We start from the raw sequence: 26,390 nt of genomic DNA, 5'->3' as shown, positions 1-26,390 counted from the left end.
TGGGGGTTAGGGGGTGAGGGGTTTCTTCTAAAATTTAAAAACAATCACCGGGAATGCGTACCCAGCCTTCCATCAACACCCGCGCACTGCGGCTCATAATCGCCTTGGTCACTGTCCATTCGCCATTGACTTGTTTGGCTTCTGCCCCAACGCGCAAGACACCCGAAGGATGCCCAAAACGCACGGCTTGGGGTTCGCCACCACCGGCAGCAAGATTGACCAATGTTCCCGGCACAGCCGCTGCCGTACCGATAGCAACCGCCGCCGTACCCATCATGGCGTGGTGCAGTTTGCCCATCGACAAGGCGCGTACCAATAAATCCACATCACCCGCTTGCACGGTTTTACCGCTGGATGACGTATAGTCTTGCGGCGCGGCAACAAAGGCAATTTTGGGCGTATGTTGGCGGGTAAGCGCTTCTTCCGGGGTTTTGATCAGCCCCATGCGCAACGCACCTGCCACGCGGATTTTCTCGAAACGTGCCAGTGCTTGCGGATCGCTATTGATCGCTTCCCGCAATTCTGTACCGGTATAGCCAATATCCACCGCATTCACGAATACGGTCGGGATGCCCGCCGTGATCATGGTCGCCGGGAAAGTGCCCACACCGGGAACGTCAAGCTGATCGATCAGATTGCCGGTCGGGAACATGCTACCGCCGTCCTCACCTTCATCGGATGGATCAAGGAACTCCAGCACAATTTCCGCTGCCGGAAAGGTTACGCCGTCGAGTTCAAAGTCACCGGTTTCCTGTACCTGAAAGTTGCTCACTGGCACATGCGCAATAATCGTTTTATTGATATTTGCTTGCCAAATGCGCACGGTACACATGCCATTTTCTGGAATCCGTGCGGCATCCACATAGCCCGCATGAATCGCAAATGCCCCTGCACCGGTAGACAAATTGCCGCAATTACCGCTCCAATCGACAAAATCCTTGTCAATGGCAATCTGCCCGTACAAGTAATCGACATCATGATCAGGGCGCGTGCTCTTGGATAAAATCACACACTTGCTGGTACTGGAGGTCGCGCCACCCATACCATCAATATGCGCCGCATAAGCGTCAGGGCTACCAATCACCCGTTGGAACAGCTTATCACGCGCTGCACCGGGTACTTGAGCCGCCGTCGGCAAGTCTTCCAAACGGAAGAACACACCCTTGGATGTGCCGCCACGCATATACGTGGCGGGGACTTTGATTTGTGCGACTTGGGACATTACGCTGCTGCTCCTTCGAGGAAGTCTTGCGCAAAGCGTTGCAATACACCGCCCGCGTTGTACACGCGCACTTCGGCGGCAGTATCCAGACGGCAAGTGACAGGAATGCGCACGGTTTCGCCGTTACGACGCTGCATGACCACAGTCAGGTCAGCACGCGGGGCAATTGTGCCTTCCACATCATAGCTTTCTGTGCCGTCGATAGCGTAAGTCTTGCGCGTTTCGCCCGCTTTGAACTCCAGCGGCAATACGCCCATGCCGACCAGGTTGGTACGGTGGATGCGCTCGAAACCTTCCGCCACAATCGCTTCCACACCTGCCAGACGCACGCCTTTCGCAGCCCAGTCACGGCTGGAACCCTGACCGTAATCCGCGCCCGCGACGATGATCAGCGGTTGCTTGCGTTCCATGTAGGTTTCGATGGCTTCCCACATGCGCATGACCTTGCCTTCCGGTTCAACCCGTGCCAGTGAACCTTTTTTCACCTGGCCATCGACGACTGCCATTTCGTTGACCAACTGCGGGTTGGCGAAAGTGGCGCGTTGCGCGGTTAAGTGGTCGCCACGGTGAGTGGCGTAAGAGTTGAAGTCTTCTTCCGGCAAGCCCATTTTGTGCAGGTATTCACCTGCCGCACTGTTCATCATGATCGCGTTGGAAGGCGACAGGTGGTCAGTGGTGATGTTGTCTGGCAACACCGCTAACGGCAGCATTCCTTTCAGGGTGCGCTCACCAGCCAATGCACCTTCCCAGTAAGGCGGGCGGCGGATGTAGGTGGACATTGGCCGCCAGTCATACAGCGGGCTTTTCGCTTGTTCAATTACACCCAAATCAAACATCGGAATGTAGATTTGTTTGAATTGTTCTGGCTTAACGCTGGCAGCAACGATAGCGTCGATTTCTTCGTCAGCAGGCCAGATGTCTTTCAGCGTAATCGGGTCGCCGTTTTTGTCCGTACCCAGCGCGTCTTTTTCAATGTCGAAACGCATGGTTCCGGCAATCGCGTAAGCTACCACCAGCGGTGGAGACGCGAGGAATGCTTGCTTGGCATACGGGTGGATACGTCCGTCAAAGTTACGGTTGCCCGACAGGACGGCGGTCGCGTACAGGTCGCGGTCGATGATTTCTTGCTGGATTTTCGGGTCGAGTGCGCCCGACATACCGTTACAAGTGGTGCAAGCGAACGCGACGATACCGAAACCGAGCTTTTCCAGTTCGGTCAGCAAACCGGCTTCTTTCAGGTACAGCTCAGCAACTTTGGAACCCGGTGCGAACGAGGATTTCACCCACGGTTTGCGTACCAAGCCCAGTTCGTTGGCTTTGCGTGCCAGCAAGGCTGCGGCTACCACGTTGCGGGGGTTGGAGGTGTTGGTGCAAGAGGTAATCGCGGCAATGATGACCGCGCCATCCGGCATCAAACCTTGCGCTTCTTCGGCTTGTGCCGCTGCCAAGTTCACCGCAATACCACGTTCTGCCAAGGCAGAAGTCGGTAAACGGCGGTGTGGGTTGGAAGGTCCAGCCATGTTACGCACGACGGTAGACAGGTCGAATTCCAGCACACGCGGGTACTTGGCGTTCACCAGTGCATCCGCCCACAAGCCGGTGGTTTTAGCGTAATTCTCAACCAGTGCCACTTGCTCAGGTTCACGCCCGGTCAGTTTCAGGTAGTCGATGGTTTGACCGTCGATGTAGAACATGGCAGCGGTCGCGCCGTATTCTGGGCACATATTGGAAATGGTCGCACGGTCGCCGATCGACAGGCTGTCTGCACCGTCACCGAAGAATTCCACGTATGCACCGACCACACGTTCTTTACGCAGGTACTCGGTCAGAGCCAATACGATGTCGGTCGCGGTAATGCCGGGTTGACGTTTGCCAGTCAGTTTTACCCCAACGATGTCAGGCAGGCGCATCATGGAAGGCAGGCCCAGCATGACGGTTTCGGCTTCCAAACCACCTACACCAATCGCGATAACGCCCAATGCGTCAACGTGTGGGGTGTGGGAGTCCGTGCCGACGCAAGTATCAGGGAAAGCAACGCCGTCACGTGATTGAATCACTGGGGACATTTTCTCCAGATTGATCTGGTGCATAATGCCGTTGCCTGCGGGGATTACGTCAACGTTTTTGAACGCAGTTTTCGTCCACTCGATGAAGTGGAAACGGTCTTCGTTGCGGCGGTCTTCGATGGCGCGGTTTTTGGCGAAGGCATCGGGGTCGTAACCACCGCATTCCACTGCCAGCGAGTGGTCAACGATCAATTGGGTTGGTACGACGGGATTGACTTTCGCCGGGTCGCCGCCTTGGTCAGCAATCGCATCGCGCAAGCCTGCGAGGTCAACCAGTGCGGTTTGACCGAGGATGTCATGGCAGACGACGCGAGCGGGATACCAAGGGAAGTCGAGGTCTTGCTTGCCTTCAATGAGCTGTTTCAGGGAAGCGGTCAGGGCTTCCGGTTCGCAGCGGCGTACCAGTTGTTCTGCCAATACGCGAGACGTGTAAGGCAGGGTTTCGTAGCTGCCCGCTTGGATGGCTTCGATCGCTGCGCGGGTGTCGAAGTAGTCCAGTTGAGTGCCGGGTAACGGTTTACGGTATTCAGTATTCATTAGTCTGTTATTCCTCCTTAGCCACGGTCTGCCAATGGTACGAACGTCAGGTTTTCAGGCCCAGTATAGTTCGCACTTGGGCGGATGATTTTGCCGTCTTGGCGTTGTTCGATGACGTGTGCGCCCCAACCGGTCGTGCGTGCAATGACGAACAGCGGTGTGAACATGTCAGTCGGTACGCCCATTTGGTTGTAAGAAACCGCCGAGAACCAGTCGAGGTTCGGGAACATTTTCTTCATTTCCCACATGACAGATTCCAAACGGTCAGCCACAGTGTACATTTTCATGTCGCCATTTTCTTCGGAAAGCTGTTTCGCGACACGCTTGATAACCACGTTACGTGGGTCAGCAATGGTGTACACCGGATGCCCGAAACCGATGACGATTTCTTTGCGTTCGACCCGTGCCCGGATGTCTGCTTCCGCTTGGTCAGCCGTGTTGTAACGGCTTTGAATGCGGAAAGCGACTTCGTTTGCACCACCGTGTTTAGAGCCGCGCAATGCACCGATAGAGCCAGTAATGCAAGAGTAAATGTCAGAGTTAGTCCCGGCGATCACACGGCTAGTAAACGTGGATGCATTAAACTCGTGCTCTGCATACAGGATCAGGGAAGTGTGCATTGCACGTACCCACGATTCGGGTGCTGGTTTGCCGTGCAGCAGGTGCAGGAAGTGACCACCGATGGTTTCATCATCCGTTTCTACGTCGATGCGCTTGCCGTTAATGGCAAAGTGATACCAGTACAGCAGCATGGAGCCGAAGCTCGCCATCAAGCGATCAAGGATATTACGAGCTTCTGCTTCAGGATGTTCTTCCTGCTCTGGCAAGCAAGTGCCGAGCACGGAACAGGCAGTACGCATGACATCCATTGGATGTGCCGACGGTGGCAGCGCTTCCAAAGCCAATTTCACCGGCATGGGTAAGCCACGCAGGGACTTTAGTTTCGCTTTGTAAACTTTCAGCTCAGCAGCATTCGGCAGAGTGCCGTGGATAATCAGGTGAGCGATTTCCTCAAACTCGGCTTGTTCGGCGAAGTCAAGAATGTCGTAGCCACGGTAGTGCAGGTCGTTACCAGTACGGCCTACAGTGCAAATGGCCGTGTTGCCTGCGGCAGTGCCGGACAGCGCGACGGACTTTTTCGCTTTAGGTAAAACTTGTTCTGACATGGATGCTCTTCCTCAATCCTTACTCTGCGCCTTTTTCGGCAAACAACTGGTCTAACTTCTGTTCAAAAGCGTGATAGCCGATGGTGTCGTACAGTTCCATGCGCGTTTGCATGGTGTCGATCACATTCTTTTGCGTGCCTTCGGTCAGCAGGTGGGTGTAAACGTTTTCAGCCGCTTTGCACATGGCGCGGAATGCGCTGAGTGGGTACAGCACCAATTGCACGCCAACCGCTGACAGTTCAGCCGTGGTATACAGTGGAGTTGCACCGAATTCGGTGATGTTTGCCAGTACCGGCACTTTAATCACGCTGGTGAATTCTGCGTACTGTTCCAGTTTGTTCATCGCTTCAGGGAAGATCATGTCGGCACCGGCTTCGACGCAAGCCATCGCGCGGTCGATCGCGGATTGCATCCCTTCAACAGCCAATGCGTCAGTACGTGCCATAATGACGAAGCTGGCATCGGTACGTGCGTCAACGGCGGATTTCACGCGATCCACCATTTCGGAGAGGCTAACAATCGCTTTGTTGGGGCGATGACCGCAACGCTTTTGCATTACTTGGTCTTCGATGTGGAAACCCGCCACACCTGCTTGAATCATTTCACGGGTAGCGCGGGCAATGTTAAAGGTGCCGCCCCAGCCCGTATCAACGTCGACCAACAGCGGTGCAGAAGTCACGGCAGTAATACGCTTGGCATCTTCCAGCACGTCGTGCAGAGTAGTGATACCAAGGTCAGGAATACCTAATGAGGAAGCAGCCACACCGCCACCGGACAGGTACAGGGCTTTGTGCCCAACCTTTTCCGCAATGATGGCACTGTTGGCAGTAACCGCCCCAACAACTTGCAGGGGAGCGTGATCTTTAACTGCCTGACGCAGTTTTTGACCGGGCGATAAATTTTGATTTGCTGTCATTTTCCTCATCCATCATTTGACTAATACTTTTCCATGCGCCGCTGATATGACGACGCATGAGGATTTCCGCCAATTCGCCGTCACGCGCCGTTAGCGCATCGACGATATGGCGGTGCTGTTGCAGGGCAGGGCGAGTACGGCTTGAAAGTCGGCTAGTGCGGTAACGGCACATGCGCAACAATTGGTACAACTCGCCTGCCAGCAGGTCGATCAACATCTGGTTACGGCTACCCAGTGCGATCTGGTAATGAAAGTCGAAATCGCCTTCGCTTTGGATGTAAATCTGCCCGTCGGTGGCTTCGATTTGCTCGGCGTGCTTTTCGAGCAGTACCCGCAGCGTTTCAATTTCCGCGTCCGTCATGCGTAACGCTGCCGTGCGGCACGCCATGCCTTCAAGTGCTTCACGCACGGCGTACAAATCCGCCATCATCTCGCGGTCAAGCGTAACGACACGCGCCCCGGCATGTGGTATACGTTTGACTAGGCGCATCCCTTCGAGCTGGCGTAAGGCTTCGCGCAACGGACCGCGCCCGATGCCGTAACGTTCCGCCAGATCGGATTCGTTCAATTTTTGTCCTTGAAGGAGTTCACCCGTGATGATGGCTTGCGTTAATTTGGTTGACGCTACATCGGCAAGTGTCCCTTCTGGTGTGTGTAGTGCTAACATGGTATTTTTCTCGGCGATTGTTGACAATCTTTCGGGTAATAATACCATTTAGCGTAAAAAAGTGAAGTTTTATTTGATTTTTGTAGACAAAATATGAAAATTGATCATTTATTGCGCATTTAATCATTGTGTGGTTCTGGCATGATAACTTTTGCCTTCTGCCTGAAGTGATGCGTGATAAAATGACGACAGTGGGTATTAATAGATTTATCATTAATAGATTAAGATAATGCAAAGGAACCTTGTTCATGAATAAACATAAAGTCCGCAAGGCTGTGATTCCAGTAGCTGGTTTGGGTACACGTATGTTGCCTGCCACCAAAGCCATTCCCAAAGAAATGTTGCCGATTGTTGACAAACCCTTGATCCAATACGTCGTGAATGAATGCGTGGCGGCGGGTATCAAGGAAATCGTGCTGGTCACACATTCCAGTAAAAATTCCATCGAAAACCATTTCGACACCAGTTTTGAGTTGGAAACCATGCTGGAAAAGCGTGTCAAGCGTCAGCTATTGGATGAAGTGCGTTCGATTTGCCCGCGTGATGTGACCATCATGCATGTCCGTCAGGGGCAGGCGAAAGGTCTGGGACACGCGATTATGTGCGCCCACCCGATTGTGGGTAACGAACCGTGTGCGGTGGTGTTGCCGGATGTGATTATTGACGATGCAGCGAGCGATTTGAGCAAGGATAACCTTGCGGCGATGCTGGATTTGTACGATGAAACTGGCTACAGCCAAATCATGGTCGAACCTGTACCCATGAGCAAAGTGTCATCTTACGGTATTGTCGATATTAACGGGCATACCCTCGCGGCGGGCGAGTCGGTGGCAATGAATGCGATTGTCGAAAAGCCTGCGGTGAATGACGCGCCATCGAATTTGGCGGTGGTTGGGCGTTATGTATTGTCACCACATACCTGGGGTTGGCTGAAGCGCACGCCGTTGGGTGCCGGGGATGAAATTCAGCTCACGGACACCATCGGCTTATTGATGCGTGAATATCAGGTCAATGCTTTCCATATCACCGGCAAAAGCCACGACTGCGGTTCCAAAATGGGCTACATGATGGCGAATATTGAATACGCTTCACGTCACACGGAAATCGGCAAGCGTTTCAATGCGTTCCTCAAAGAGCATGTGAAAACGCTGTAATGCTGTTAGCGCCACCGGTTTCGCACCCACTCGATGAGCAGCTTGCCAGTTTGCTGAAACGCTTGGACGGCAGCACTCAGGCGCGTGACCTAGCAGCGGTGGTGCGGCAAGTGAGTGCGCATACTCGCGATGGCGTGATTGCCGTGCCGCGTGTCGCGTTGCCGGAAGTGGATTGGGAAGCCTTGCTGCACTCTCCCGTCGTAGGGCGGGAGGGCGATTACAAACCCTTGATTGTGAGCGATACCCATGTCTGGCTGTATCGCTATTGGCATTATGAACAGCGCTTGGCGGAATGCATTCAAACGCGGATGCGTGATGACACGCTGATGATTATTTCCGGGGGACCGGGGACAGGTAAAACCACCAGAGTGACGCGCCTTCTGGCAGATTTCATTAGCAGTGGGGTGACACCAGCGCGGATTTTGCTGGCAGCACCGACGGGCAAAGCCGCCATGCGAATGCAGGAGTCGATTCGCCACACCCGTCAGCGCGAAAACATTACGTGCGCAATGCCGGAGCAATCCAGCACCTTGCACCGTTTGCTGGGTTTCATCCCCAATCGGGTCGGGTTTCGGCACGGGGTGCATAACCCCTTGGCAGCCGATGTGGTAATTGTGGATGAAGCGTCGATGATCGACATTTCCTTAATGACACATTTGTTTGAAGCCGTGCCGCCGTCAGCCAAGCTGATTTTGCTGGGCGATAAGGATCAATTGGCGTCGGTGGAAACGGGGTCGATTTTCCGCGATTTGTGCAGTGGGGAGGCGTTAGCCGCGCAGATGACGCTGTTGCAAACCAGCTACCGTTTCAACGAGGCGGATGGCGTGGGGCAATTGGCGCAGGCGATTCGTGAGGCGGATGAAGCGCGGTTGTTGGCGGTGTTGGCTTCCACCGAGTTTGCTGACGTGACCTTGGATGAATCGTCAGCGGGATTGGATGCGGCGTGGTTACGTGATGGCTGGCAGGATTATATCGCAGCGGTTAACGGCGGCGCGGTCGAGGCGATTTTCAACGCATTTAATGCGCTGCGTATTCTGACACCGTTGCGGCAAGGGCGGCAGGGTGTTGAAACCCTGAATGGTTGGGTCGATGGGGTGATGCAGCGGGTATTGCCTACCCAAGCGGGAGCACAACGCCCTTGGTACGTGGGGCGGCCTGTTATGGTGACGCAAAACGATTACCGCCAGAATTTGTTCAACGGTGATATTGGGATTGCCTTGCCGGATGTCAACGGTGATTTACGGGTGTGGTTTCCGATGGGGGAGGCGGGGAATTACCGTGCAATTGCACCGATCCGTTTGCCTGCGCATGAAACCGCGTGGGCGATGACCATTCACAAAAGCCAAGGTTCGGAATTTACGCGGGTGTTGCTGGTCTTGCCGGAGATGGATGATTTGCCCTTGTTAGGGCGCGAATTGCTGTATACCGCAGTGACTCGTGCCAAGCAGGGGATTCATATTCTGGCGAGTCGGGCGACGTTGGGGCGGGCATTACGGCAGGTAACGCCGCCCGCGTCACAGTTACAAGCGCGGCTAGGGGCTTATATTTTTACTGGAAGAGGAGATGTTACATGATGATGAAACACAGTCTGTGGACAATCGGCTTGCATTCGTCATTGCCTTACAGCCCGGCACATTAAAATCCTGCGTTGTAGGAGTCAGCCCTGCTGGCGATTCTTTTGTTAAGGAAGCGCTTGCAGGGTACATTCTCATTCACTCTTCATTTGTCACCGATTCCGCGCCTTCTTTGGACTGAATCTTGTCTTCCTTGCCCGATAGCAGGTTGCGGATATTCGATTCGTGCCGCCAGAAAATCATAATCGCCATGAATAACACGCCCAAGGTCAACCAGCCATTGCCATCACTTAATACCCAGAAGTAGATCGGCGAGAGTGCGGTGGCAATCAGCGCGGCGAGTGAGGAAATTTTGAAACCTTTCGCCATGACCAACCATGTGGCGACGAAGGCTATGCCACCCCAAATATTCACGCCAAGGAATACGCCGATAGCGGTGGCAACACCTTTACCGCCTTTAAAGCCATAAAAGACGGGGTATAGATGCCCCAAGAACGCGGCGATACCGATCAAGATTAACCCCGTCTCCTCCACGCCCAAGGCTTTGCCGACCAAAACCGGAATCAAACCTTTTAAACCATCACCGAGCAAGGTAATTGCAGCGGCTTTTTTACCGCCGTGACGCAACACATTGGTCGCGCCGGGGTTATTGGAACCGACCGTGCGCGGGTCAGGTAAGCCCATCAGTTTGCAGGTAATGATGGCGGCAGAAATGGAACCGAGCAGGTAAGCCAGTGCAATCAGCAAATAGACCATAGTGAAGATCCGTGTAACGTTGTTATGTAAAGTCGCAATGCTATCAGATTGTCGGCTTGTCGGGGAGAAAGTGACGTTGGTTTAGTGCGGTATGACGTGGCGGAGTGTGCGGAATTATTGCTGTCAGATCAGGGCTTACCCTCGCCAGCACGTAATGCTTTGTGGTCGTAATCATGCCGGAAACCACCAATGCCTCTCAGTTCACGTAAATCTAAGCGTTGGCGATTTTCTACCATTTCTTTCAGGGCTTGCAGGATCAATTCCCGCTTAGTTTTGAGACCAGTCAGACGAAAGGCTTCCATCACCAGTGTATCATCAAGAACAATATTTGTGCGCATAAGCATACACCTCCTTATGTGTATTATTGTGGGTGAAACGATGGATAGCAAGTTGATTGTGCCTCAATCTATCTATGCTAAAGTACCCAACTTTTAACACCACACGACTTGCGCAGGGGGAAGTGGGATGAGCGGCAATATGGCAGTGATGACGCAAAACGTACAAGGTATGCAGAACAGTGGTAAGAAGCCTTGAAGCTAAACATTATTGAATATTCAGGGCAGGGCAAACCGTTAGTCCTGCTCCACGGCTGGGGCATGAATAGCCACGTCTGGCAACCACTATTGCCGAGCTTGGTGCAACATGCCCAAGTTACCTGCATTGACCTACCGGGGCATGGCGCAAACAGCCATTTACCGCTGGGAACATTGGCGGAAGCGGTGGCGCAACTTGCCCCACACATTCCGCAAGATGCGATCGTTATGGGTTGGTCACTCGGCGGACTCATTGCCCAAGGTTTGGCGCACGCTTTGCCTGAGCGGATTGCGGCGCTGATTTTGATTGCCAGCACGCCCAAATTCGTCGCAGAAAATGATTGGGCGCACGGCGTTTCCCCCGACCTATTGGCGCTGTTTGGTAGAAGTTTGCAAACCGATTACCTTGGCACGGTGAAACGTTTTTTCGCGTTGCAATTCCTCAGCACCAAAACCGATACCCGCGTGGTGAATGCTTTGCGTGAGCGTATTATGGAATACCCCGCCAACATTACCGCGCTGGAAGAGGGCTTAACCATCCTGCAAACTGCCGACTTTTCGCAAGCGCCCGTGACCCAGCCCGCGCTGTGGATGCTGGGCAAGCTCGACAAGCTGATACCCGCTTCTCTTGCTGATGCACTGCCTGAAATGAGTTATCAGCACATCGCCGTGTTAGGTAGTGCTGCGCATGTACCCTTCGTGACCCACCCTGAGCTTTTCATGGAACGTGTTGAGGCATTTCTAGGTGGGCTTTAATCCAAAATTTGTTGAAAAACAATCAAAGAGTGATGATGGTCACGTCAAAAAAATATTAGAAGCATTAATCTTAAGCATATTACCATTGGCAAAAAGATAGAATCTTCCTGTTTATTAAATTAATCTATCACAGGGATTAAGATCGTGAAAATTCCAAAAAGCTACTGGTATTACTGGTACACGGGCAATAAACCTGTAGCTGTCATCAGTATGATCTTAAGTGCGGTGGTGACAGGGTTGGTCTTAGCTCTCTCTATCGGGTTCTCAATGTGGGGAATAATTCTTGCCGTATTGCTTGATTCGATAGGATTTTTGGTGGTTTTAATCTATGTTGCTGTGCGTAGTGATCTCCCTAGCTTAGTGTTGGAACAAAGTGATGCATTCGTGCTGAATCAGTTTGTCGTCCCACTTTGTATCGCATTCCTAGTCGGGAGACTGATAACATTTTGGGTAGCAAAACTTAAGTGGTTTGCAATAGCCTAATAAATGAGTAATCTTGCGCTCCGTCCATATAACGCAAGAGAACGTTAGGATTAATTTTTTGAGGAAGCATCATGATCTCAGAACTCGCAGGTTTTGTATTAAGCCGTTCCATTCCAGACAATCTGATGCTTGGGGTACTCGCTGGTGTAAATAAAGTTTACGGCGGTGTGGTTCGTAATGAACAAGGTCAAATTTTGGCGCATCTTGTCAATAGCACCACGCCTAGCAACATTTTATCCGCCTTCACTTCGCCGCTGAATACACTCCTTTCAGGCGTTAATACCTATCAACTCCATCGCATCGGCGGGGATGTTGGTGTTATTGGTGCTGAAGTTGGTCGCATAGGTGCTGAGGTTGGCGCTATCAGTACTGAGGTTAGTCATATTGGAGCTAATGTCACCCAATTGCTTCAGTTAGCGCAAGCATCCATGCTGTTGTCAGGTTTGACATTGGCTGTTAGCTCTGCCGGATTCCTGTTTTTAAGCAATAAAATCAATAAAATTGATGAAAAATTACAACAAGTAGCCTCTGATGTGAAATACATCAAGTCGTTTCTTGAGCTACAAGAAAGATCTAGGTTAATCGCAGCACTAAAAGTCATCAGGGAATTAAATAAAGTAGAAGACCATGCCGCTAGGCTTCAGATGTTAATCAGTAGCAGGCAGACGATCGGGGAAATTCACGAAAAATATAAAATGTTACTGACAGACAGTAGCAATGAATATTCCTTCATGGCGGCAGAAGAGTACTTCACCATTACAGCCATTGGGCATTCGTTGTGTTCCGCAGAACTGGATATGTACGATCAAGCACTGAACGATTTGCATGATGCACAAAATACATGGCAAAGCTCATCCAGAGCGTTCGTTAAAAATCATGTCATTAATGATAACGCGCAACGTTTTCTGACAAAAGATTACGTCCAGCACATCAATTCCGCAGAAGTGATCGAGTGGGTTGATTTTGCTGAATCTTCCTCATCAGGCATAAGTATTCTCGATCACTTGCGCGGACAGCCGCAGAAAAGAAGTTTCGGATGGTCTAAGCTCAAGGGTGTAGACACTGAAGAGAAGTTAAACCTTGAGGTTTCACGGAAAATTATTGCTAGAAATAAAATACTCCAAGGCTATATTGATCAACTTAAATACCTGTCACAAATAAGGCAAAAGCCATCCACTGTTCAAAATTTTATGGACAGCATCCCTTGTGATAACAGCGTTGAAGGCTGCCATATATTTATCGCCGATGCTTATGCTAACTGATTAGGCATTCTCGCTCTTACCCACCCGGAGACTTTCATGGAACATAGCGGGGCATTGCTGGATGCGCTCTGATACGAACCCCCATTTGCTGGATAAGCGTAAAACCCGCCAAGGTTTTGAACGCGCCGCGCACACTTACGACGCGAATGCGGTGTTGCAGCGTGAAATCGGTGAGCGTCTGTTGGAACGTTTGGATTTCATCAAAATGCAGCCGGAAACCGTCCTCGACCTCGGTTGCGGCACGGGGGCAATCAGCGAACATTTACTCAAGCGTTACAAAAAAGCTCGCATTATCGGCGTCGATCTCGCCGTTAATATGGTGCAAAAAACCCGGCAACGCGGCGGTTGGTTTCGCAAGCCACAAGGCGTGTGTGCCGATGCCAATCACCTGCCATTCCAGCCGCAATGCGCGGATATGTTGCTCTCCAACCTCATGCTGCAATGGTGCAACGACTTGCCAGCGGTATTCGGCGAATGGGTGCAAGTGCTGAAACCGAACGGTTTGCTGATGTTTGCCACCTTCGGCCCCGATACCCTGAAAGAATTACGCGCCAGTTGGGGCAGGGTGGATGGCTTCACCCATGCCAGCCAATTTGTGGATATGCACGACGTGGGCGATGCGCTGTTGCAGGCCGGTTTTCGCGATCCGGTGGTGGATATGGAAACCATCACGCTGACCTACACCGATGTGCGCGGTTTATTGCGTGACTTGAAAGGCATCGGCGCAAACAATGCCACTCAGGGGCGCAATCACGGCTTGACGGGCAAAGCACATTTACAGGCTTTTTTGCAGGCTTACGAATACTTTCGTCAGGAAAATGGGCTTTATCCTGCCACCTACGAAGTGGTGTATGGTCACGCTTGGGCACCGACGTTGTTGCCCAGCAAACTACCCGAAAAATTCATTCCGATTATGAGGAGTAAGTCATGAGTGACCCCGTTATTGCGCAGAAAAAACCGTGTGTGGTGGAGCTGGAAGCTGACAAAAGCTATTGGTGGTGTACCTGCGGACGTTCGGCTAATCAGCCATTCTGCGACGGCTCGCACAAGGGGACGGATTTTACCCCAATGGAATTTACCGTGCCGGAAAGCAAGAAGTACGGGTTATGTGCGTGCAAGCATACCCAGAAAGCACCATTCTGTGATGCCACGCATCGTAATTTGGATTAATGCCGGATAGAGGTATGCTAAAGTCACGCCAATTATCTGTGTATTTGGCGAATAACAATGAAAAAAACGTATACCATCCAATCTCTCGTTTGCACGGAAATTTCACCCGGCAAAGGCTCAATGGTTTGGCAATTACGCGATGCCGGTGATCAGCGGGTGCGTAGAGTCAACGGCATCAGCACCTTGGATAAACAGGGGTTAATTGAATCGGTACGCTCAATCTACGCGCGGGAAGCGCCGCTGGTTGATGAGCTGTTGCTGTATCATGAAGGTGATACGTTTAGTATTGACTTTACCGGCTTCAACCAAGCACAGGGCTACATTAACCGCGAAATGTACGCCAATATGCAGAAATGCGAAAAACTGTCCTGCATGGTGAGTCGATTATGGCGAGTTCTTGCTGTGGTGGCGATTCTGGTTGTACTCTCGTTAGGCTGGATGCTGAATACCAGCATGACCAAATTTGCCGAACAACAACCACTGATACACAAACATGAGCTACGTTGAACGCATTCGTGCCTGCAATAATTTTGAATCGACCCATTACCGTGAACTGCTGATTGACGACAAGGTGTATGGGCAAGTGCAACCCGACTTTGGGGAACACTTGGCGCACTGGTCGGAGATTTTCAGTGTCACGGATACGCAGGTGGTGCTTAATCCCGAATTGACCGATTATGCCGTGCGCACCGAAGCCGTTGCGCCAGTGTTGCGGAGCTTGCATCAACAAGGCGTGATTGATACGTGGGTTGCCGAAGCCTACCCGATCACTCACCATTTTGGCGGTCATGCCGAGTTGGAAATCGAACGTGCCGCAACCAATTTTTTCGGGGTGAAAACGTTCGGCATTCACGTCAACGGTTTGGTGAAAACCGCTCAGGGCATTGAGGTTTGGGTCGGCACACGTTCACTGGATAAACCCTTCTGGCCGGGCAAGCTGGATCAAATAGTCGCAGGCGGGCAACCCGTGGGCTTGGGTTTGCTGGAAAACGTCATTAAAGAGTCACAAGAAGAAGCCAATATTCCCGCAGAACTGGCTCGGCAAGCGCAAGCGATTGGCACGATTCCCTACCGGCAGGAAGGTTGGCGCGGCTTGGACAATTCCACGATTTATGTGTATGACTTGTGGTTGCCAGAAGATTTTGTGCCGGAAAATACCGATGGTGAAGTGATTGCGTTTGAACGGATGCCCCTAGCCGAAATTGCGCGGCTGACGGAAACCACCACAGAATTCAAAGACAATTGCAATTTGGTAAATATTGATCTTTTATTGCGCATGGGGATGATTTCACCACAACATCCTGAATATGCTACTATTCTCAATGTGTTATACACTGCTAGTCATTCAAAAGAGACAAAAAAATGAGAGAAGGTCAACCTAAAACGGTTTATTTACAAGACTATACCGCACCTAGCTACCGTGTGGATGCGTTGTCACTGGTCTTTGAATTGGGCGAAACAGCTACCCGCGTTACCAGTGTGGCAAATTATCGCCGTGAAGCAGGCGTTGCGGCAAATATCCCGCTGGAACTTTATGGCGAAGCGTTGGAATTGCTAGAAATCCGCTTGAATGGTTTGCCGCTGCAAGCCAGTGATTATCACGTCACGGATACCGGCATGAGCATTTACAATGTGTCGGCATTGTGTACGCTGGAAATCGTGACGCGCATTTACCCGCAGAAAAACACCTCGTTGGAAGGCTTGTACCAAACCAGCGGTAATTTCTGCACGCAATGCGAAGCGCAAGGTTTTCGCAAAATTACCTATTACCCCGACCGCCCGGATGTAATGACGGTGTTTACCACGCAGATTCTGGCGGATAAACAGAAATACCCAGTGCTGCTTTCCAACGGTAATCTGACCGGCAGCGGCGAGTTGGCGGATGGTCGGCATTGGGCGCGTTGGGAAGACCCGTTTCACAAACCCGCGTATTTATTCGCGCTGGTGGCGGGCGATTTGCAGCATGTGGAAGACCATTACACCACGGGTTCTGGGCGCGATGTGACTTTGCGCATCTATACCGAAGCGCACAATATCGACAAATGCGACCACGCCATGCAGTCGCTGAAACGGGCGATGCTCTGGGATGAACAGCGTTTTGGGCTGGAATACGACCTCGACATTTACATGATCGTGGCGGTCGATGATTTCAATATGGGCGCGATGGAAAACAAGGGCTTGAACGTGTTCAACTCCAAGTTGGTGTTTGCCAGCCCTGCCACCGCGACGGATATGGATTACGTCAGCATTGAAGCGGTGATCGGACACGAATATTTTCACAACTGGACGGGCAACCGCGTGACTTGCCGCGATTGGTTCCAATTGTCGCTGAAGGAAGGTTTGACCGTATTCCGTGATCAGGAATTCACCTCTGATTTGCATTCGCGCCCGGTGAAACGCATTGAAGACGTGCGTTTATTGCGTACCAATCAGTTTGCCGAAGATGCCAGCCCAATGGCACACCCGATTCGCCCCGCGTCTTACATGGAAATCAATAACTTCTACACCGTGACCGTTTATGAAAAAGGTGCGGAAGTGGTGCGCATGTACCAGACCTTGCTGGGGCGCGACGGTTTCCGCAAAGGCATGGATTTGTATTTTCAGCGCCATGACGGGCAAGCGGTGGCGACCGAAAACTTTTTGGCGGCAATGGCGGATGCCAATGGTGTCGATTTGAGCCAGTTCCAGCGTTGGTATGATCAGGCGGGTACGCCACGGGTGGCGGTGACGATGGATTACGATGCTGCCGCGCAAACGTGTAGCTTGCACTTGCGTCAGTCTTGTCCGGCGACACCGGAAGCGGCGGAGAAATTGCCGTTTTTGATTCCGGTGGAAGTTGGGTTTTTGTTCCCTTCGGCTTCGCTCAGGGAACGGAGCAGCGATTCACACGAGGAACGGGATGATGAGCGCTCATTGAGCGAAGTCGAAGTGAGCCAAGTGTTGCGCTTCACTGAAGCTGAGCAATCATTTACTTTTAGCAATATACCAGAGCGCCCCGTGCCTTCGTTGTTGCGCGGTTTTTCTGCTCCGGTACGCTTGAGCTACCCGTACACCACCGCCGAGTTGGTGTTTCTGATGAAGCATGACAGCGATGCTTTTAACCGTTGGGATGCGGGGCAACGCTTGGCGATGCAAACCATTCTGAGTTTACTGGATGCGCAGCAACAGCAAGCCGCTTTTGGGTTAGAACACGAATTCATCAGCGCGTATCAGGCGATTCTCACCGATAACACCTTGGATCATGCCTTGCGTGCCGAAGCCATGACGCTACCCTCTGAGGCGGACATCGCAGAAGTGGCACGTCCCTCTGACCCCGAAGCGATTCACACCGTGCGCGAATTCATCCACGCGACCTTGGCGAAGGCTTTGCGTTTGGATCTGGATGCGCTGTATGCCGACTTGCACGCGCAAGGGCAGGGCGACTATTCCCCCGATGCAGTGAGCATTGGGCGGCGCAGCTTGAAAAATGTCTGTTTGGCGTATTTGGGGCGGATTCAGGATGACGGTATTTACGACGACACCTGCCTCCAGCAATACCGTAACGCGGGCAATATGACCGATGCAATGGCAGCACTGGCAGTGCTTAGCAAAATCGACTGCCCGCAACGTGAAGAAGCGTTACAACATTTCCATGACCGTTGGCAACACGACTCGTTGGTGATGGACAAATGGTTTGGGTTGCAAGCCACTTCGTCGTTACCCGATACGCTGCAACAAGTGCAAAACTTGATGCAACATCCGCTGTTCGACATCCGCAACCCCAACAAAGTCCGTGCGTTGGTAGGCAGTTTCGCCATGCGCAACCCATTACATTTCCATGCACAAGACGGCAGTGGCTACGCATTCCTCAAAGAGCGTGTCTTGGAATTGGATGCGATGAACCCGCAAATCGCCTCACGCATGGTGCGCCCACTCATGAACTGGCGGCAGTACGAGCTGACCCGCAGCGCCGCAATGAAAGCCCAACTGGAACAGCTTAAAGCACACAGCGGTTTGTCAGGCGATGTGTATGAAATCGTGAGCAAGAGTCTGGTATGATGCGGCGACGATTGATCAATCATAGAGAGGGCATGGAATGAAGGTAAGTGTATTGAAAGCGCTGGGCGTCGCGGCACTGATCACCACGGGTGGTAATGCGCTGGCAGACGAAGTGTGGAACAGCAACGTTGGGCGTATTGTGTACGCGGATGAAATCGGGCCGACTGCGGTATTCGCTTACGGCCCTGCGGAAGATCCGGGTGTGGTATACATTTTGGGTTTAGCCAAGGTTTACCAAAACCGTGGTACGTATGACGGTTATTGGGCAAAAAACAAATCCAAAGTGGAATGCACCACCGAACGCCCCGGCATTTACGGCAATATGACCCGTTATTGGGGGCGTTACGAGATTAAATTCCTCGACAAGAGTTTCCCCTCGCGTTGGGAAGCACAGTGGAGCTATTGTGATGGCGAAGTCGAGAAAGTGAAAATCGAAGCCACGCCAGCAGTGGGCGAAGCGGCTGTGCCTGCACCTGAGAAAAAATAAGCGGTTCACTATACTCGGTCTTGCCGAGATTTGAATCTTCATGAAGAACCTCACCCCCCGCCCCCTCTCCTTGACAGGAGAGGGGGAGATAGACTCGCATTCTTAGCCCCTCTCCTGTCAAGGAGAGGGGTTGGGGTGAGGTTCTTTTAGAGGGAGTGGGGTATTAGTACAATTGTGCTTCTAAAACGGCGAGGCGTTTTTCTAATTCTGCCACCCGTGCTTCTAATTGCGTGTAATGGTCTTGGCGGGGGCTGCTGTGGTGGCTGGTAGTGCCGGGGCTGGCGGCTTCGGTGGTGTGCAATTCATCCAGCGTTTCGGTGCCAAGGGCGTGGAAATAGCGGTCTTCGCGCCGTCCGCCACCCGCAGGCAAACGCACTGCCAAGGGCTTATCGAGTGCCATCCACGCTTCCAAAATCTCGCGGATTTCATCGGTGCTGGCAAAATCTGCCATGCGTTCGGTGCGGGTTTTGATTTCGTTCAAGGTTTGCGGGCGGCGCAGTAATAATACGCACAGCACCGCTTGCTGTTGGCGATTCAGCTTAAGTTTGCGTTCGACTTTGTGCTCTACCCGTTGGGCGCGTTCGCTGTATTGAATGTTAGTCCAGCCGCCTTCGACCAGCACTTTGGCGGTATGCCCGACCATGCCTTCGGTCAAATTCATCACGGGTTCACGGCTGCTTTTTTGGTTGCACGCCACTGTCAGTGAGTTAAAGGTGAGCGGGTAGCTGGCAGGTGTGGTGAGTTGTTTTTCCATTAGGCTGCCAAGGATACGCAGTTCCTCGGCACTAAACGGTGGTCGGGGTTGTTCGTCGTCAAACATGGTGAATAGCCCTGTGGAGTGAATTAATGGTTATCGGTATCGGTTTGCCAGCGCGATAAGTCGACGTTGTTATTGGCCAGCCAATAGCGCGGTGGTGGAACGTGTAAGTTGGCGTGCAAGATTTTTAAATACTCATGGCGTGAAATATTTTCCGCACCCATGCTCATTAAGTGCGGGTTTTCGATCTGGCAGTCGATTACCGCAAAGCCCCAATGCTGCACATGCCAAGCCAGTGCCACCATGGCGATTTTGGAGGTATCCGGTTCGCGGCTGAACATGGATTCGCCGCTGAATACCCCGCCAGTAGCGACCCCGTATAAACCGCCAACCAACTCGCCCGCCGGGTTCCACACTTCCACCGAGTGCGCAATGTCATGCGCGTGCAACATGCAATACGCAGTGTGCATTTCGTGCGTAATCCAAGTCTCAGCGGTGTAAGCACGCGGGGCAGCACAAGCTTCCACCACGTCGGAAAAGCAAGTATCAAAGCTGATCCGATAACCTTTGTTACGCAACGATTTGCGCAAACTGCGGGTCATGCGGATCTTATGCGGGAATAGCACGGTGCGCGGGTCAGGCGACCACCAGTAGATCGGTTCACGCGGCCCAAACCAGGGGAAGATCCCAGCACGGTAGGCATTTTTCAGGCGGGCAATGCTTAAATCGCCGCCGACTGCCAGCAAGCCGTTGGGTTCTTCCCACGCCATTTCCACCGGCGGGAAGGGTTCTTCCGACCAAGTGGGGTTGAGTAAGGTGAGGCTGAGTGATCGTGGTAGCACGCCGTTCCTTTAGTGAGTTTTCGCCAGATGATCTAGGTATTTTTCCGCATCCAAGGCTGCCATGCAACCTGTACCCGCTGAAGTGATGGCTTGGCGGTAAACATGATCCATAACATCACCGGCTGCAAATACCCCTTCGATACTGGTTTGGGTGGCGTTGCCTTCCGAACCGCTTTTGACTTTGAGGTAGCCGCCTTGCATCTCCAGTTGCCCCTCGAAAATGGCGGTATTGGGTTTGTGACCGATGGCAACGAAAATCCCCATTAACTCGATGTCTTGGGTTGCACCGCTTTTTACATCCTTGACACGCATTCCGGTGACACCGGTTTTGTCGCCTAGCACTTCATCGAGTGTGGTATTCCATAAGATTTTGACTTTGCCTTGCTCTGCCTTTTCAAACAGGTGTTTTTGCAGAATTTTTTCGGAACGCAATTCATCACGGCGGTGTACTAACGTGACTTCGGAGGCGATATTCGCAAGGTAAAGGGCTTCTTCCACAGCCGTATTGCCACCGCCAATCACCGCGACTTTTTGATTGCGGTAGAAGAAACCGTCACACGTGGCGCAGGCGGATACCCCTTTGCCTTTGAATTTTTCTTCGGATTCTAAACCAAGGTACATGGCTGATGCGCCAGTCGCTATAATCAAAGCATCACAGGTGTATTGCCCATTATCACCGTTGAGCGTGAAAGGACGGTTTTGCAGGTCTACACTATTGATGTGGTCGAAAATGATTTCGGTATCAAAACGTTCGGCGTGTTTTTGCATCCGTTCCATGAGTTGTGGTCCCATGACGCCAGCATCATCGCCCGGCCAGTTATCCACTTCGGTGGTGGTCATCAATTGCCCGCCTTGCGCCATGCCGGTGATCAATACAGGGTTGAGGTTGGCGCGTGCGGCGTAAACGGCAGCGGTGTAGCCCGCAGGCCCTGAGCCAAGAATGAGTAAACGGCAGTGTTTTGCGGTATTCATGATATAATTCTCCATTTTCCGAATCGGGTAATCCTATGTGACATACCGTGTCGGGTAAAGTAGTAATCGGAAAAACAGGCCCTATAATCAGGGAATCAAACGAACAGGGATATTGGTTTGGCTAAGGTTATTCTCAATCAAAAAAAGCGTCTGGGTCTACAACAGGCAAGTGTCATTATTTTCATGGGCATTGCCGCCGTGATTTTGCTGGCGTTGTTATCGTACAGCCCGCTCGACCCCGGTCCGTTCCATCATAACACCCGTATTGGCCCGTGTGACAATTTAGCCGGTTGCAAAGGGGCGTGGATGGCGGATTTCCTGCTGGGCTTGCTGGGCTACTTGGCGTATGCCTTGCCGCTGGTATTGGTGGTCATGGGCTTGACGGCATTCCGTATCGGCCCGCACATGAAAAACCCGAACAATCCTGTGGGCGGTATCAACGACATTATCACCAGTGCCGGTGCTTTATTCGCGTTGCTATCGGGGGCGGGTTTGGCGCATTTGTTGTTTTTGGCTCCTCCTGAAGGCATCGGTGGTGGCATGTTGGGGCAGGCAGTCGCTAAAGTGTTTACAGGCACGTTTTTAGGCTTTTTCGGGTCAATTTTATTTCTGCTGTCATTGTTTCTGGGCAGTATTACGGTCGTGGCCGATATTTCCTGGGCGCAAGTGACTGAAAAAGTCGGCGACTGGATGTTGCAAGTCTTCGATAAGTTGCAAGGCATGGAACAGGCTAAAGCCGATGGTGACGCGGCTGCCGCGAATAAAGGCGGGGTGTTGGGGCGGTTTTCCGAAGTAATGAACCGCAGCAAAGGCTATTTGCAAGGCGGTTCTGGCGCATTGGATAAAGCCAGTGGCTGGATGAACCGCACGGTAGGCGGTGTCGGTGATGTACTATCCCCGAAACGTGGCGAACCCAATTTGGGGGATGGTGTTGATTTAAGCGACATTCATGCGCCTTTCCGTGACGAACCCCGTTTGGATGTGCCGGACTTTTCCAATCTCGGCCGCGATAAGCAAAGCGCTGCTGCTGCTGATGTGTCTGTTGCAGCACCTGCCGCAGTCGTTAGTGAATCTGAGACAACGCCAGCCAAAGCCAAAACGGGCGACGCGGGGGGGATTCGTGATGTGGCGGCAAGTCTGCCCCCCCTGAAAGCAGGTAAGGGTCATAGTTTGATTTTACCGCGCCTGACCTTGTTGAATCCGCCACCCCGCGAACGTGTCACGCAGCCCAAAGAACGCCTGAATGAGCTGGCGACCAAGCTAATCGAAGCCTTAGGTCATTACGGTATTAAAGATGATACCAAGAAACTACCGAAGGTGGTCAGCACTGATCCGGGCCCGGTGATTACCCGGTTTGAACTGGAACTGCCAGAGGGAACCAAAGCCTCCAAAATTTCTGGTTTGGCATCGGATTTGGCGCGAAATATGTGCGTTTCCAGTGTGCGCGTGGTGGAAGTTATTCCGGGGCGACCGACGATTGGGATCGAAATTCCCAATGACCGCCGTGACGTGGTGACGATGAGCGAAATGCTGGCTTCAGCGGTCTACAAGAAAAACCCTTCGCCCTTGACCTTGGCACTGGGCAAGGATATTGCGGGACACCCGATTGTCGCCGATCTGGGGCGGATGCCGCATTTGCTGGTCGCGGGGACGACAGGTTCGGGTAAATCGGTATTCATCAACGCCGTGCTGATGAGCTTGCTCTACAAAGCCACGCCTGCTGAAGTGCGCATGATTATGATCGACCCGAAAATGCTGGAATTGAGCAGCTACGAAGACATTCCGCATTTGCTTGCCCCGGTGGTGACGGACATGAAACACGCTGCCAATGCCTTGCGTTGGTGCGTGGCGGAAATGGAACGGCGTTATTTGCTGATGTCGAAACTCAAGGTGCGTAATATCGCCGGTTTTAACGAAAAGATTATTGATGCCCGCGCCAGAGGTGAGGTGATTCTCGACCCCTTGTTTGACCCGCTGAAATCGGTGGACGGACACCCGCAACCCTTAGAAACCTTGCCTTACATCGTGGTGATCGTGGACGAATTCGCCGACATGATGATGGTGGTGGGCAAAAAAGTCGAAGAGCTGATTGCGCGGCTGGCACAGAAGGCGCGGGCATCCGGTATCCATTTGATTTTGGCGACGCAACGTCCTTCCGTTGATGTCATTACTGGTTTGATCAAGGCGAATATCCCCACACGGATTGCGTTCCAAGTGTCCACCAAGATCGACTCGCGCACGATTTTGGATCAGGGCGGCGCGGAACAATTGCTGGGTTACGGCGATATGTTGTACATGCCACCGGGGACTTCCTTGCCGCAACGGGTACACGGCGCACTGGTGACTGACCGCGAAGTGGAAGATGTTGCCAACTACCTCAAGCTGCAAGGGGAACCAGATTACATTGATGATGTCTTAGCTGATAACACGTCTGCGTCTGATGCCGTACCGGGATTGGAGCCGCTGACGGAACGGGAGGGCGAATCCGACCCGCTGTATGATGAAGCAGTGGCAGTGGTGATCGAATCCCGGCGTGCGTCGATTTCTTATCTGCAACGTCGCCTCAAGGTGGGTTATAACCGGGCGGCACGCATGATAGAAGACATGGAAAGCGCAGGTGTGGTCAGCCCGGTGTTGAGCAATGGCTCACGCGATGTGTTGGTTGCCGCACCGCCAAAAGATTGAATAACATGAGGTTAATGATGAAAACAACGTTTACTAAAACCCTGGCAGTACTGTTGGCGACGGGCTTGATGAGCAGCAGTGCATGGGCTGACGGTCGCGCAAAGCTCGATGAGTTTTTTACGAAAATCAACACGATGCAATCGGCTTTTACCCAGCAAGTGATTGATGAAAAAGGGGCAGTACGCCAGTCATCCAGTGGTAATGTATTCCTGTCACGCCCCGGTAAATTCCGTTGGGAATACGCCGCACCGGACAAGCACGAAATCGTGGCTGATGGCAAAAACGTGTGGATTTACGACGTGGAATTGGATCAAGTTACGGTCAAGCCGATGACGCAAGCCTTGTCTTCTGCGCCGGTCGGAATGCTGACTCAAAAGCAAGCCGTTGACAAACAATTCAATGTGCAGGAAATGGAAGCCGAAGGCAGCACGCTGGAATGGTTCCGCCTGACCCCGAAGAAGCAGGATTCTGATTTCACCACGATGGATTTGGGCATTAGTGCTACCGGCGTGGAAGAAATGATCTTGGGTGACAAATTCGGGCAGCAAACCTACATTAAATTCCAAGGCTTGCGCACTGATATTGACATCGACAAGAGCCGTTTCAGTTTCACGCCACCCAAAGGGGCTGACGTGATTGGGAAAGCTTCCTGATTCCCTTAGCTGAACGTATGCGCCCGGCGACTCTCGATGAGTACGCTGGGCAGCTTCACTTGCTTGCCGTTGGTAAACCGCTGCGGCGAGCTATCGAAGAATCCCGCCCGCACTCGATGCTCTTCTGGGGACCACCCGGAACCGGCAAAACCACCTTAGCACGCTTAATCACCCATTATTGGAATGCAGAATTCCTCACCTTGTCGGCGGTATTGGCGGGGGTGAAAGAGATTCGTGCGGCGGTCGAGGTGGCGCGGCACAACCGGGTGCAATTCGGGCGTGCCACCGTGTTGTTTGTGGATGAAGTTCACCGTTTCAATAAGGCGCAGCAAGATGCGTTTTTGCCGCATATTGAAGATGGCACTTTGTTGTTTATTGGTGCAACCACGGAAAACCCTTCTTTTGAACTGAATAATGCGTTGCTGTCACGGGTGCGTACCTACGTGTTGCGTTCCCTGTTGCCGGATGATATTCAGCGGGTGTTGCAACGTGCCTTGCAGGACAGTGACAAAGGTTTGGGGGCGCTGCACGTGCAAGCCAGTGAGGGGGTGTTGGAGGCATTAGCCGCCGCAGCCGATGGCGATGCACGACGGGCGTTGAATTGGTTGGAAATTGCGGCGGATTTGGCGGAAGACACGCCGGAGGGAGCGCGGATTACGGCTGCCACGGTGCAGGAAGTGGTGGCGGAATCGTTGCGGCGTTTCGATAAGGGCGGTGATTTGTTTTACGAGCAGATTTCAGCCTTGCACAAGTCGGTGCGTGGCACTGACCCGGATGCGGCGTTGTATTGGCTGTGCCGGATGTTGGATGGCGGTTGTGACCCTTTGTACATTGCGCGGCGGGTGGTGCGTATGGCGAGTGAGGATATTGGCAATGCCGACCCGCGCAGTTTGCAGTTGGCATTGAATGCGTGGGATGCTTACGAGCGTTTGGGCAGCCCGGAAGGGGAGTTGATGATTGCGCAAGCGGTGGTGTATTTGGCGTGTGCGCCGAAAAGCAATGCGGTGTACACGGCTTACAAACTGGCGCGGGCGGATGCGCAACAGTCGGGTTCGTTGGATGTGCCGTTGCATTTGCGTAATGCGCCGACCAAGCTGATGAAGGCGCTGGATTATGGCAAAGATTACCGCTATGCCCATGATGAGCAGAATGCGTATGCGGCGGGGGAAAACTATTTCCCGGATGCGTTGCAAGGGCGGCGTTATTACGAGCCGGTTGAACGGGGGCTGGAGATTAAGATTCGTGATAAGTTGGCAGCGTTGCGGGGTTGAGGTGTCGATGAACCGCCCTGTGCGGAGCCGCACGCAGGGTGGTGTGGGGGCTTGGCTATTTATTTGCTGCAATAATATCTTGAAGAGTACCCGAAGCATATTTATGTAAGATGCTTGATAAAAGCGTTTGGTAGGGCATACCCTCTGCTAAAGCCCTCCGCTGAAGAACGACAAGATCGCGACTTGATATTCTTATGTTTATTATTTTGTCTTTCTTTGATGCTTGGAGTGCAGATTTTTTAATGAAATCCCGGCGGGATGGTGATATATCTGACTGAAATTCATTAGCATCAAAGGCATCCAAGATGTCTTGTTCTTCTGTATCTAATTTATATTCTTTCATTTTTATCTCCAAGGTAATGTTTAGTTGCCTTCCTACTTGGGATGATGGTCTTTAAAAATATTTCTTCATCATTCTCGATG

25 protein-coding genes are annotated in these 26,390 nt (G+C 52.3%); 14 read left to right on the top strand and 11 right to left on the bottom strand.

Annotated elements, in window-relative coordinates; translation table 11 throughout:
• Positions 1–34: 34 nt before the first annotated feature.
• From prpF to L2Y54_RS14040, 5 genes are read right to left on the bottom strand one after another with little or no spacing between them, the layout of a single operon-like run.
• Positions 35–1,222 (bottom strand): 2-methylaconitate cis-trans isomerase PrpF, encoded by a 1,188-nt coding sequence (gene prpF / locus L2Y54_RS14060; protein ID WP_236496919.1) that lies wholly within the window; start codon positions 1,220–1,222, stop codon positions 35–37.
• Positions 1,222–3,825, bottom strand: a complete 2,604-nt coding sequence (acnD, locus tag L2Y54_RS14055) for a Fe/S-dependent 2-methylisocitrate dehydratase AcnD (RefSeq protein WP_236496917.1) — start codon at positions 3,823–3,825, stop codon at positions 1,222–1,224. The genes prpF and acnD overlap by 1 nt, the downstream gene beginning before the upstream one ends.
• Before the next feature lie 17 nt (positions 3,826–3,842).
• Positions 3,843–4,991, bottom strand: coding sequence for a bifunctional 2-methylcitrate synthase/citrate synthase (prpC, locus tag L2Y54_RS14050; RefSeq protein WP_236496916.1), 1,149 nt, complete (start codon positions 4,989–4,991; stop codon positions 3,843–3,845).
• Positions 4,992–5,010: 19 nt separating this feature from the next.
• Positions 5,011–5,907 (bottom strand): methylisocitrate lyase, encoded by an 897-nt coding sequence (gene prpB, locus L2Y54_RS14045; protein WP_236496915.1) that lies wholly within the window; start codon positions 5,905–5,907, stop codon positions 5,011–5,013.
• On the bottom strand, positions 5,855–6,574 hold the full coding sequence (locus L2Y54_RS14040; RefSeq protein WP_236496913.1) for a GntR family transcriptional regulator: 720 nt from the start codon (positions 6,572–6,574) through the stop codon (positions 5,855–5,857). The genes prpB and L2Y54_RS14040 overlap by 53 nt, the downstream gene beginning before the upstream one ends.
• A 248-nt stretch (positions 6,575–6,822) precedes the next feature.
• Between L2Y54_RS14040 and galU the strand changes: the two genes are divergently transcribed.
• The gene (gene galU, locus L2Y54_RS14035) at positions 6,823–7,728 is read left to right on the top strand and encodes a UTP--glucose-1-phosphate uridylyltransferase GalU (RefSeq protein WP_236496911.1); all 906 of its coding nucleotides are present in this window, start codon (positions 6,823–6,825) and stop codon (positions 7,726–7,728) included.
• Positions 7,728–9,302: an exodeoxyribonuclease V subunit alpha gene (recD, locus tag L2Y54_RS14030; RefSeq protein WP_236496909.1), complete on the top strand. Its 1,575-nt coding sequence runs from the start codon at positions 7,728–7,730 to the stop codon at positions 9,300–9,302. Before galU ends, recD begins: the two co-directional genes overlap by 1 nt.
• Before the next feature lie 138 nt (positions 9,303–9,440).
• On the opposite strand, the gene plsY is transcribed toward recD, so the two are convergent.
• Both plsY and L2Y54_RS14020 read right to left on the bottom strand, forming a co-directional pair.
• Complete coding sequence (gene plsY / locus L2Y54_RS14025; protein WP_236496908.1) at positions 9,441–10,058, bottom strand: glycerol-3-phosphate 1-O-acyltransferase PlsY; 618 nt, start codon at positions 10,056–10,058, stop codon at positions 9,441–9,443.
• Positions 10,059–10,186: 128 nt separating this feature from the next.
• A complete protein-coding gene (locus tag L2Y54_RS14020; protein ID WP_202717242.1) occupies positions 10,187–10,396 on the bottom strand; it encodes a type II toxin-antitoxin system VapB family antitoxin in 210 nt (69 codons plus the stop codon).
• A gap of 192 nt (positions 10,397–10,588) precedes the next feature.
• On the opposite strand from L2Y54_RS14020, the gene bioH reads away from it, so the two are divergent.
• From bioH to L2Y54_RS13975, 9 genes are all read left to right on the top strand, one after another.
• Positions 10,589–11,347, top strand: coding sequence for a pimeloyl-ACP methyl ester esterase BioH (gene bioH / locus L2Y54_RS14015; protein ID WP_236496906.1), 759 nt, complete (start codon positions 10,589–10,591; stop codon positions 11,345–11,347).
• Positions 11,348–11,491: 144 nt separating this feature from the next.
• The gene (locus tag L2Y54_RS14010) at positions 11,492–11,830 is read left to right on the top strand and encodes a hypothetical protein (protein ID WP_236496904.1); all 339 of its coding nucleotides are present in this window, start codon (positions 11,492–11,494) and stop codon (positions 11,828–11,830) included.
• Between the two features lie 71 nt (positions 11,831–11,901).
• Entirely contained in the window at positions 11,902–13,092 is a 1,191-nt protein-coding gene (locus L2Y54_RS14005) for a hypothetical protein (RefSeq protein WP_236496902.1), read from the top strand.
• Between the two features lie 61 nt (positions 13,093–13,153).
• Positions 13,154–14,023: a malonyl-ACP O-methyltransferase BioC gene (gene bioC, locus L2Y54_RS14000; protein ID WP_236496900.1), complete on the top strand. Its 870-nt coding sequence runs from the start codon at positions 13,154–13,156 to the stop codon at positions 14,021–14,023.
• Positions 14,020–14,262, top strand: a complete 243-nt coding sequence (locus tag L2Y54_RS13995; RefSeq protein ID WP_236496898.1) for a CDGSH iron-sulfur domain-containing protein — start codon at positions 14,020–14,022, stop codon at positions 14,260–14,262. Before bioC ends, L2Y54_RS13995 begins: the two co-directional genes overlap by 4 nt.
• 57 nt (positions 14,263–14,319) lie before the next feature.
• Positions 14,320–14,769 carry a hypothetical protein gene (locus L2Y54_RS13990; RefSeq protein WP_236496896.1) on the top strand — a complete coding sequence of 150 codons (450 nt, stop codon included), beginning with the start codon at positions 14,320–14,322 and terminating at the stop codon, positions 14,767–14,769.
• A complete protein-coding gene (locus tag L2Y54_RS13985) occupies positions 14,756–15,628 on the top strand; it encodes an NUDIX hydrolase (protein WP_236496895.1) in 873 nt (290 codons plus the stop codon). The genes L2Y54_RS13990 and L2Y54_RS13985 overlap by 14 nt, the downstream gene beginning before the upstream one ends.
• The gene (gene pepN / locus L2Y54_RS13980) at positions 15,625–18,300 is read left to right on the top strand and encodes an aminopeptidase N (RefSeq protein WP_236496893.1); all 2,676 of its coding nucleotides are present in this window, start codon (positions 15,625–15,627) and stop codon (positions 18,298–18,300) included. The genes L2Y54_RS13985 and pepN overlap by 4 nt, the downstream gene beginning before the upstream one ends.
• 37 nt (positions 18,301–18,337) lie before the next feature.
• Entirely contained in the window at positions 18,338–18,787 is a 450-nt protein-coding gene (locus L2Y54_RS13975; RefSeq protein ID WP_236496891.1) for a hypothetical protein, read from the top strand.
• Between the two features lie 163 nt (positions 18,788–18,950).
• Here L2Y54_RS13975 and L2Y54_RS13970 read toward each other — a convergent pair whose 3' ends face one another.
• The 3 genes from L2Y54_RS13970 to trxB are packed head-to-tail and all read right to left on the bottom strand — an operon-like array spanning position 18,951 to position 21,358.
• The gene (locus L2Y54_RS13970; RefSeq protein ID WP_236496890.1) at positions 18,951–19,607 is read right to left on the bottom strand and encodes a YceH family protein; all 657 of its coding nucleotides are present in this window, start codon (positions 19,605–19,607) and stop codon (positions 18,951–18,953) included.
• 23 nt (positions 19,608–19,630) lie between these two features.
• Entirely contained in the window at positions 19,631–20,386 is a 756-nt protein-coding gene (gene aat, locus L2Y54_RS13965) for a leucyl/phenylalanyl-tRNA--protein transferase (protein ID WP_236496888.1), read from the bottom strand.
• Between the two features lie 9 nt (positions 20,387–20,395).
• Positions 20,396–21,358: a thioredoxin-disulfide reductase gene (gene trxB / locus L2Y54_RS13960; protein WP_236496887.1), complete on the bottom strand. Its 963-nt coding sequence runs from the start codon at positions 21,356–21,358 to the stop codon at positions 20,396–20,398.
• A 117-nt stretch (positions 21,359–21,475) separates the two neighbouring features.
• On the opposite strand from trxB, the gene L2Y54_RS13955 reads away from it, so the two are divergent.
• Genes L2Y54_RS13955 through L2Y54_RS13945 form a run of 3 tightly spaced genes read left to right on the top strand, consistent with a single transcriptional unit; the run spans position 21,476 to position 25,967 of the window.
• A complete protein-coding gene (locus tag L2Y54_RS13955; RefSeq protein WP_236496885.1) occupies positions 21,476–24,043 on the top strand; it encodes an FtsK/SpoIIIE family DNA translocase in 2,568 nt (855 codons plus the stop codon).
• Between the two features lie 14 nt (positions 24,044–24,057).
• Positions 24,058–24,696, top strand: coding sequence for an outer membrane lipoprotein periplasmic chaperone LolA (lolA, locus tag L2Y54_RS13950; protein ID WP_236496883.1), 639 nt, complete (start codon positions 24,058–24,060; stop codon positions 24,694–24,696).
• 17 nt (positions 24,697–24,713) lie between these two features.
• Positions 24,714–25,967, top strand: coding sequence for a replication-associated recombination protein A (locus tag L2Y54_RS13945; RefSeq protein WP_236496882.1), 1,254 nt, complete (start codon positions 24,714–24,716; stop codon positions 25,965–25,967).
• A 55-nt stretch (positions 25,968–26,022) separates the two neighbouring features.
• Here L2Y54_RS13945 and L2Y54_RS13940 read toward each other — a convergent pair whose 3' ends face one another.
• Positions 26,023–26,310 carry a hypothetical protein gene (locus L2Y54_RS13940; protein ID WP_236496880.1) on the bottom strand — a complete coding sequence of 96 codons (288 nt, stop codon included), beginning with the start codon at positions 26,308–26,310 and terminating at the stop codon, positions 26,023–26,025.
• Positions 26,311–26,390 lie beyond the last annotated feature (80 nt).

The organism is Thiothrix winogradskyi (genome assembly GCF_021650935.1).
GTDB lineage: Bacteria > Pseudomonadota > Gammaproteobacteria > Thiotrichales > Thiotrichaceae > Thiothrix > Thiothrix winogradskyi.
The sequence above is the reverse complement of the archived record's forward strand: the minus strand, read 5'-3'. Positions and strand labels throughout refer to the sequence as shown.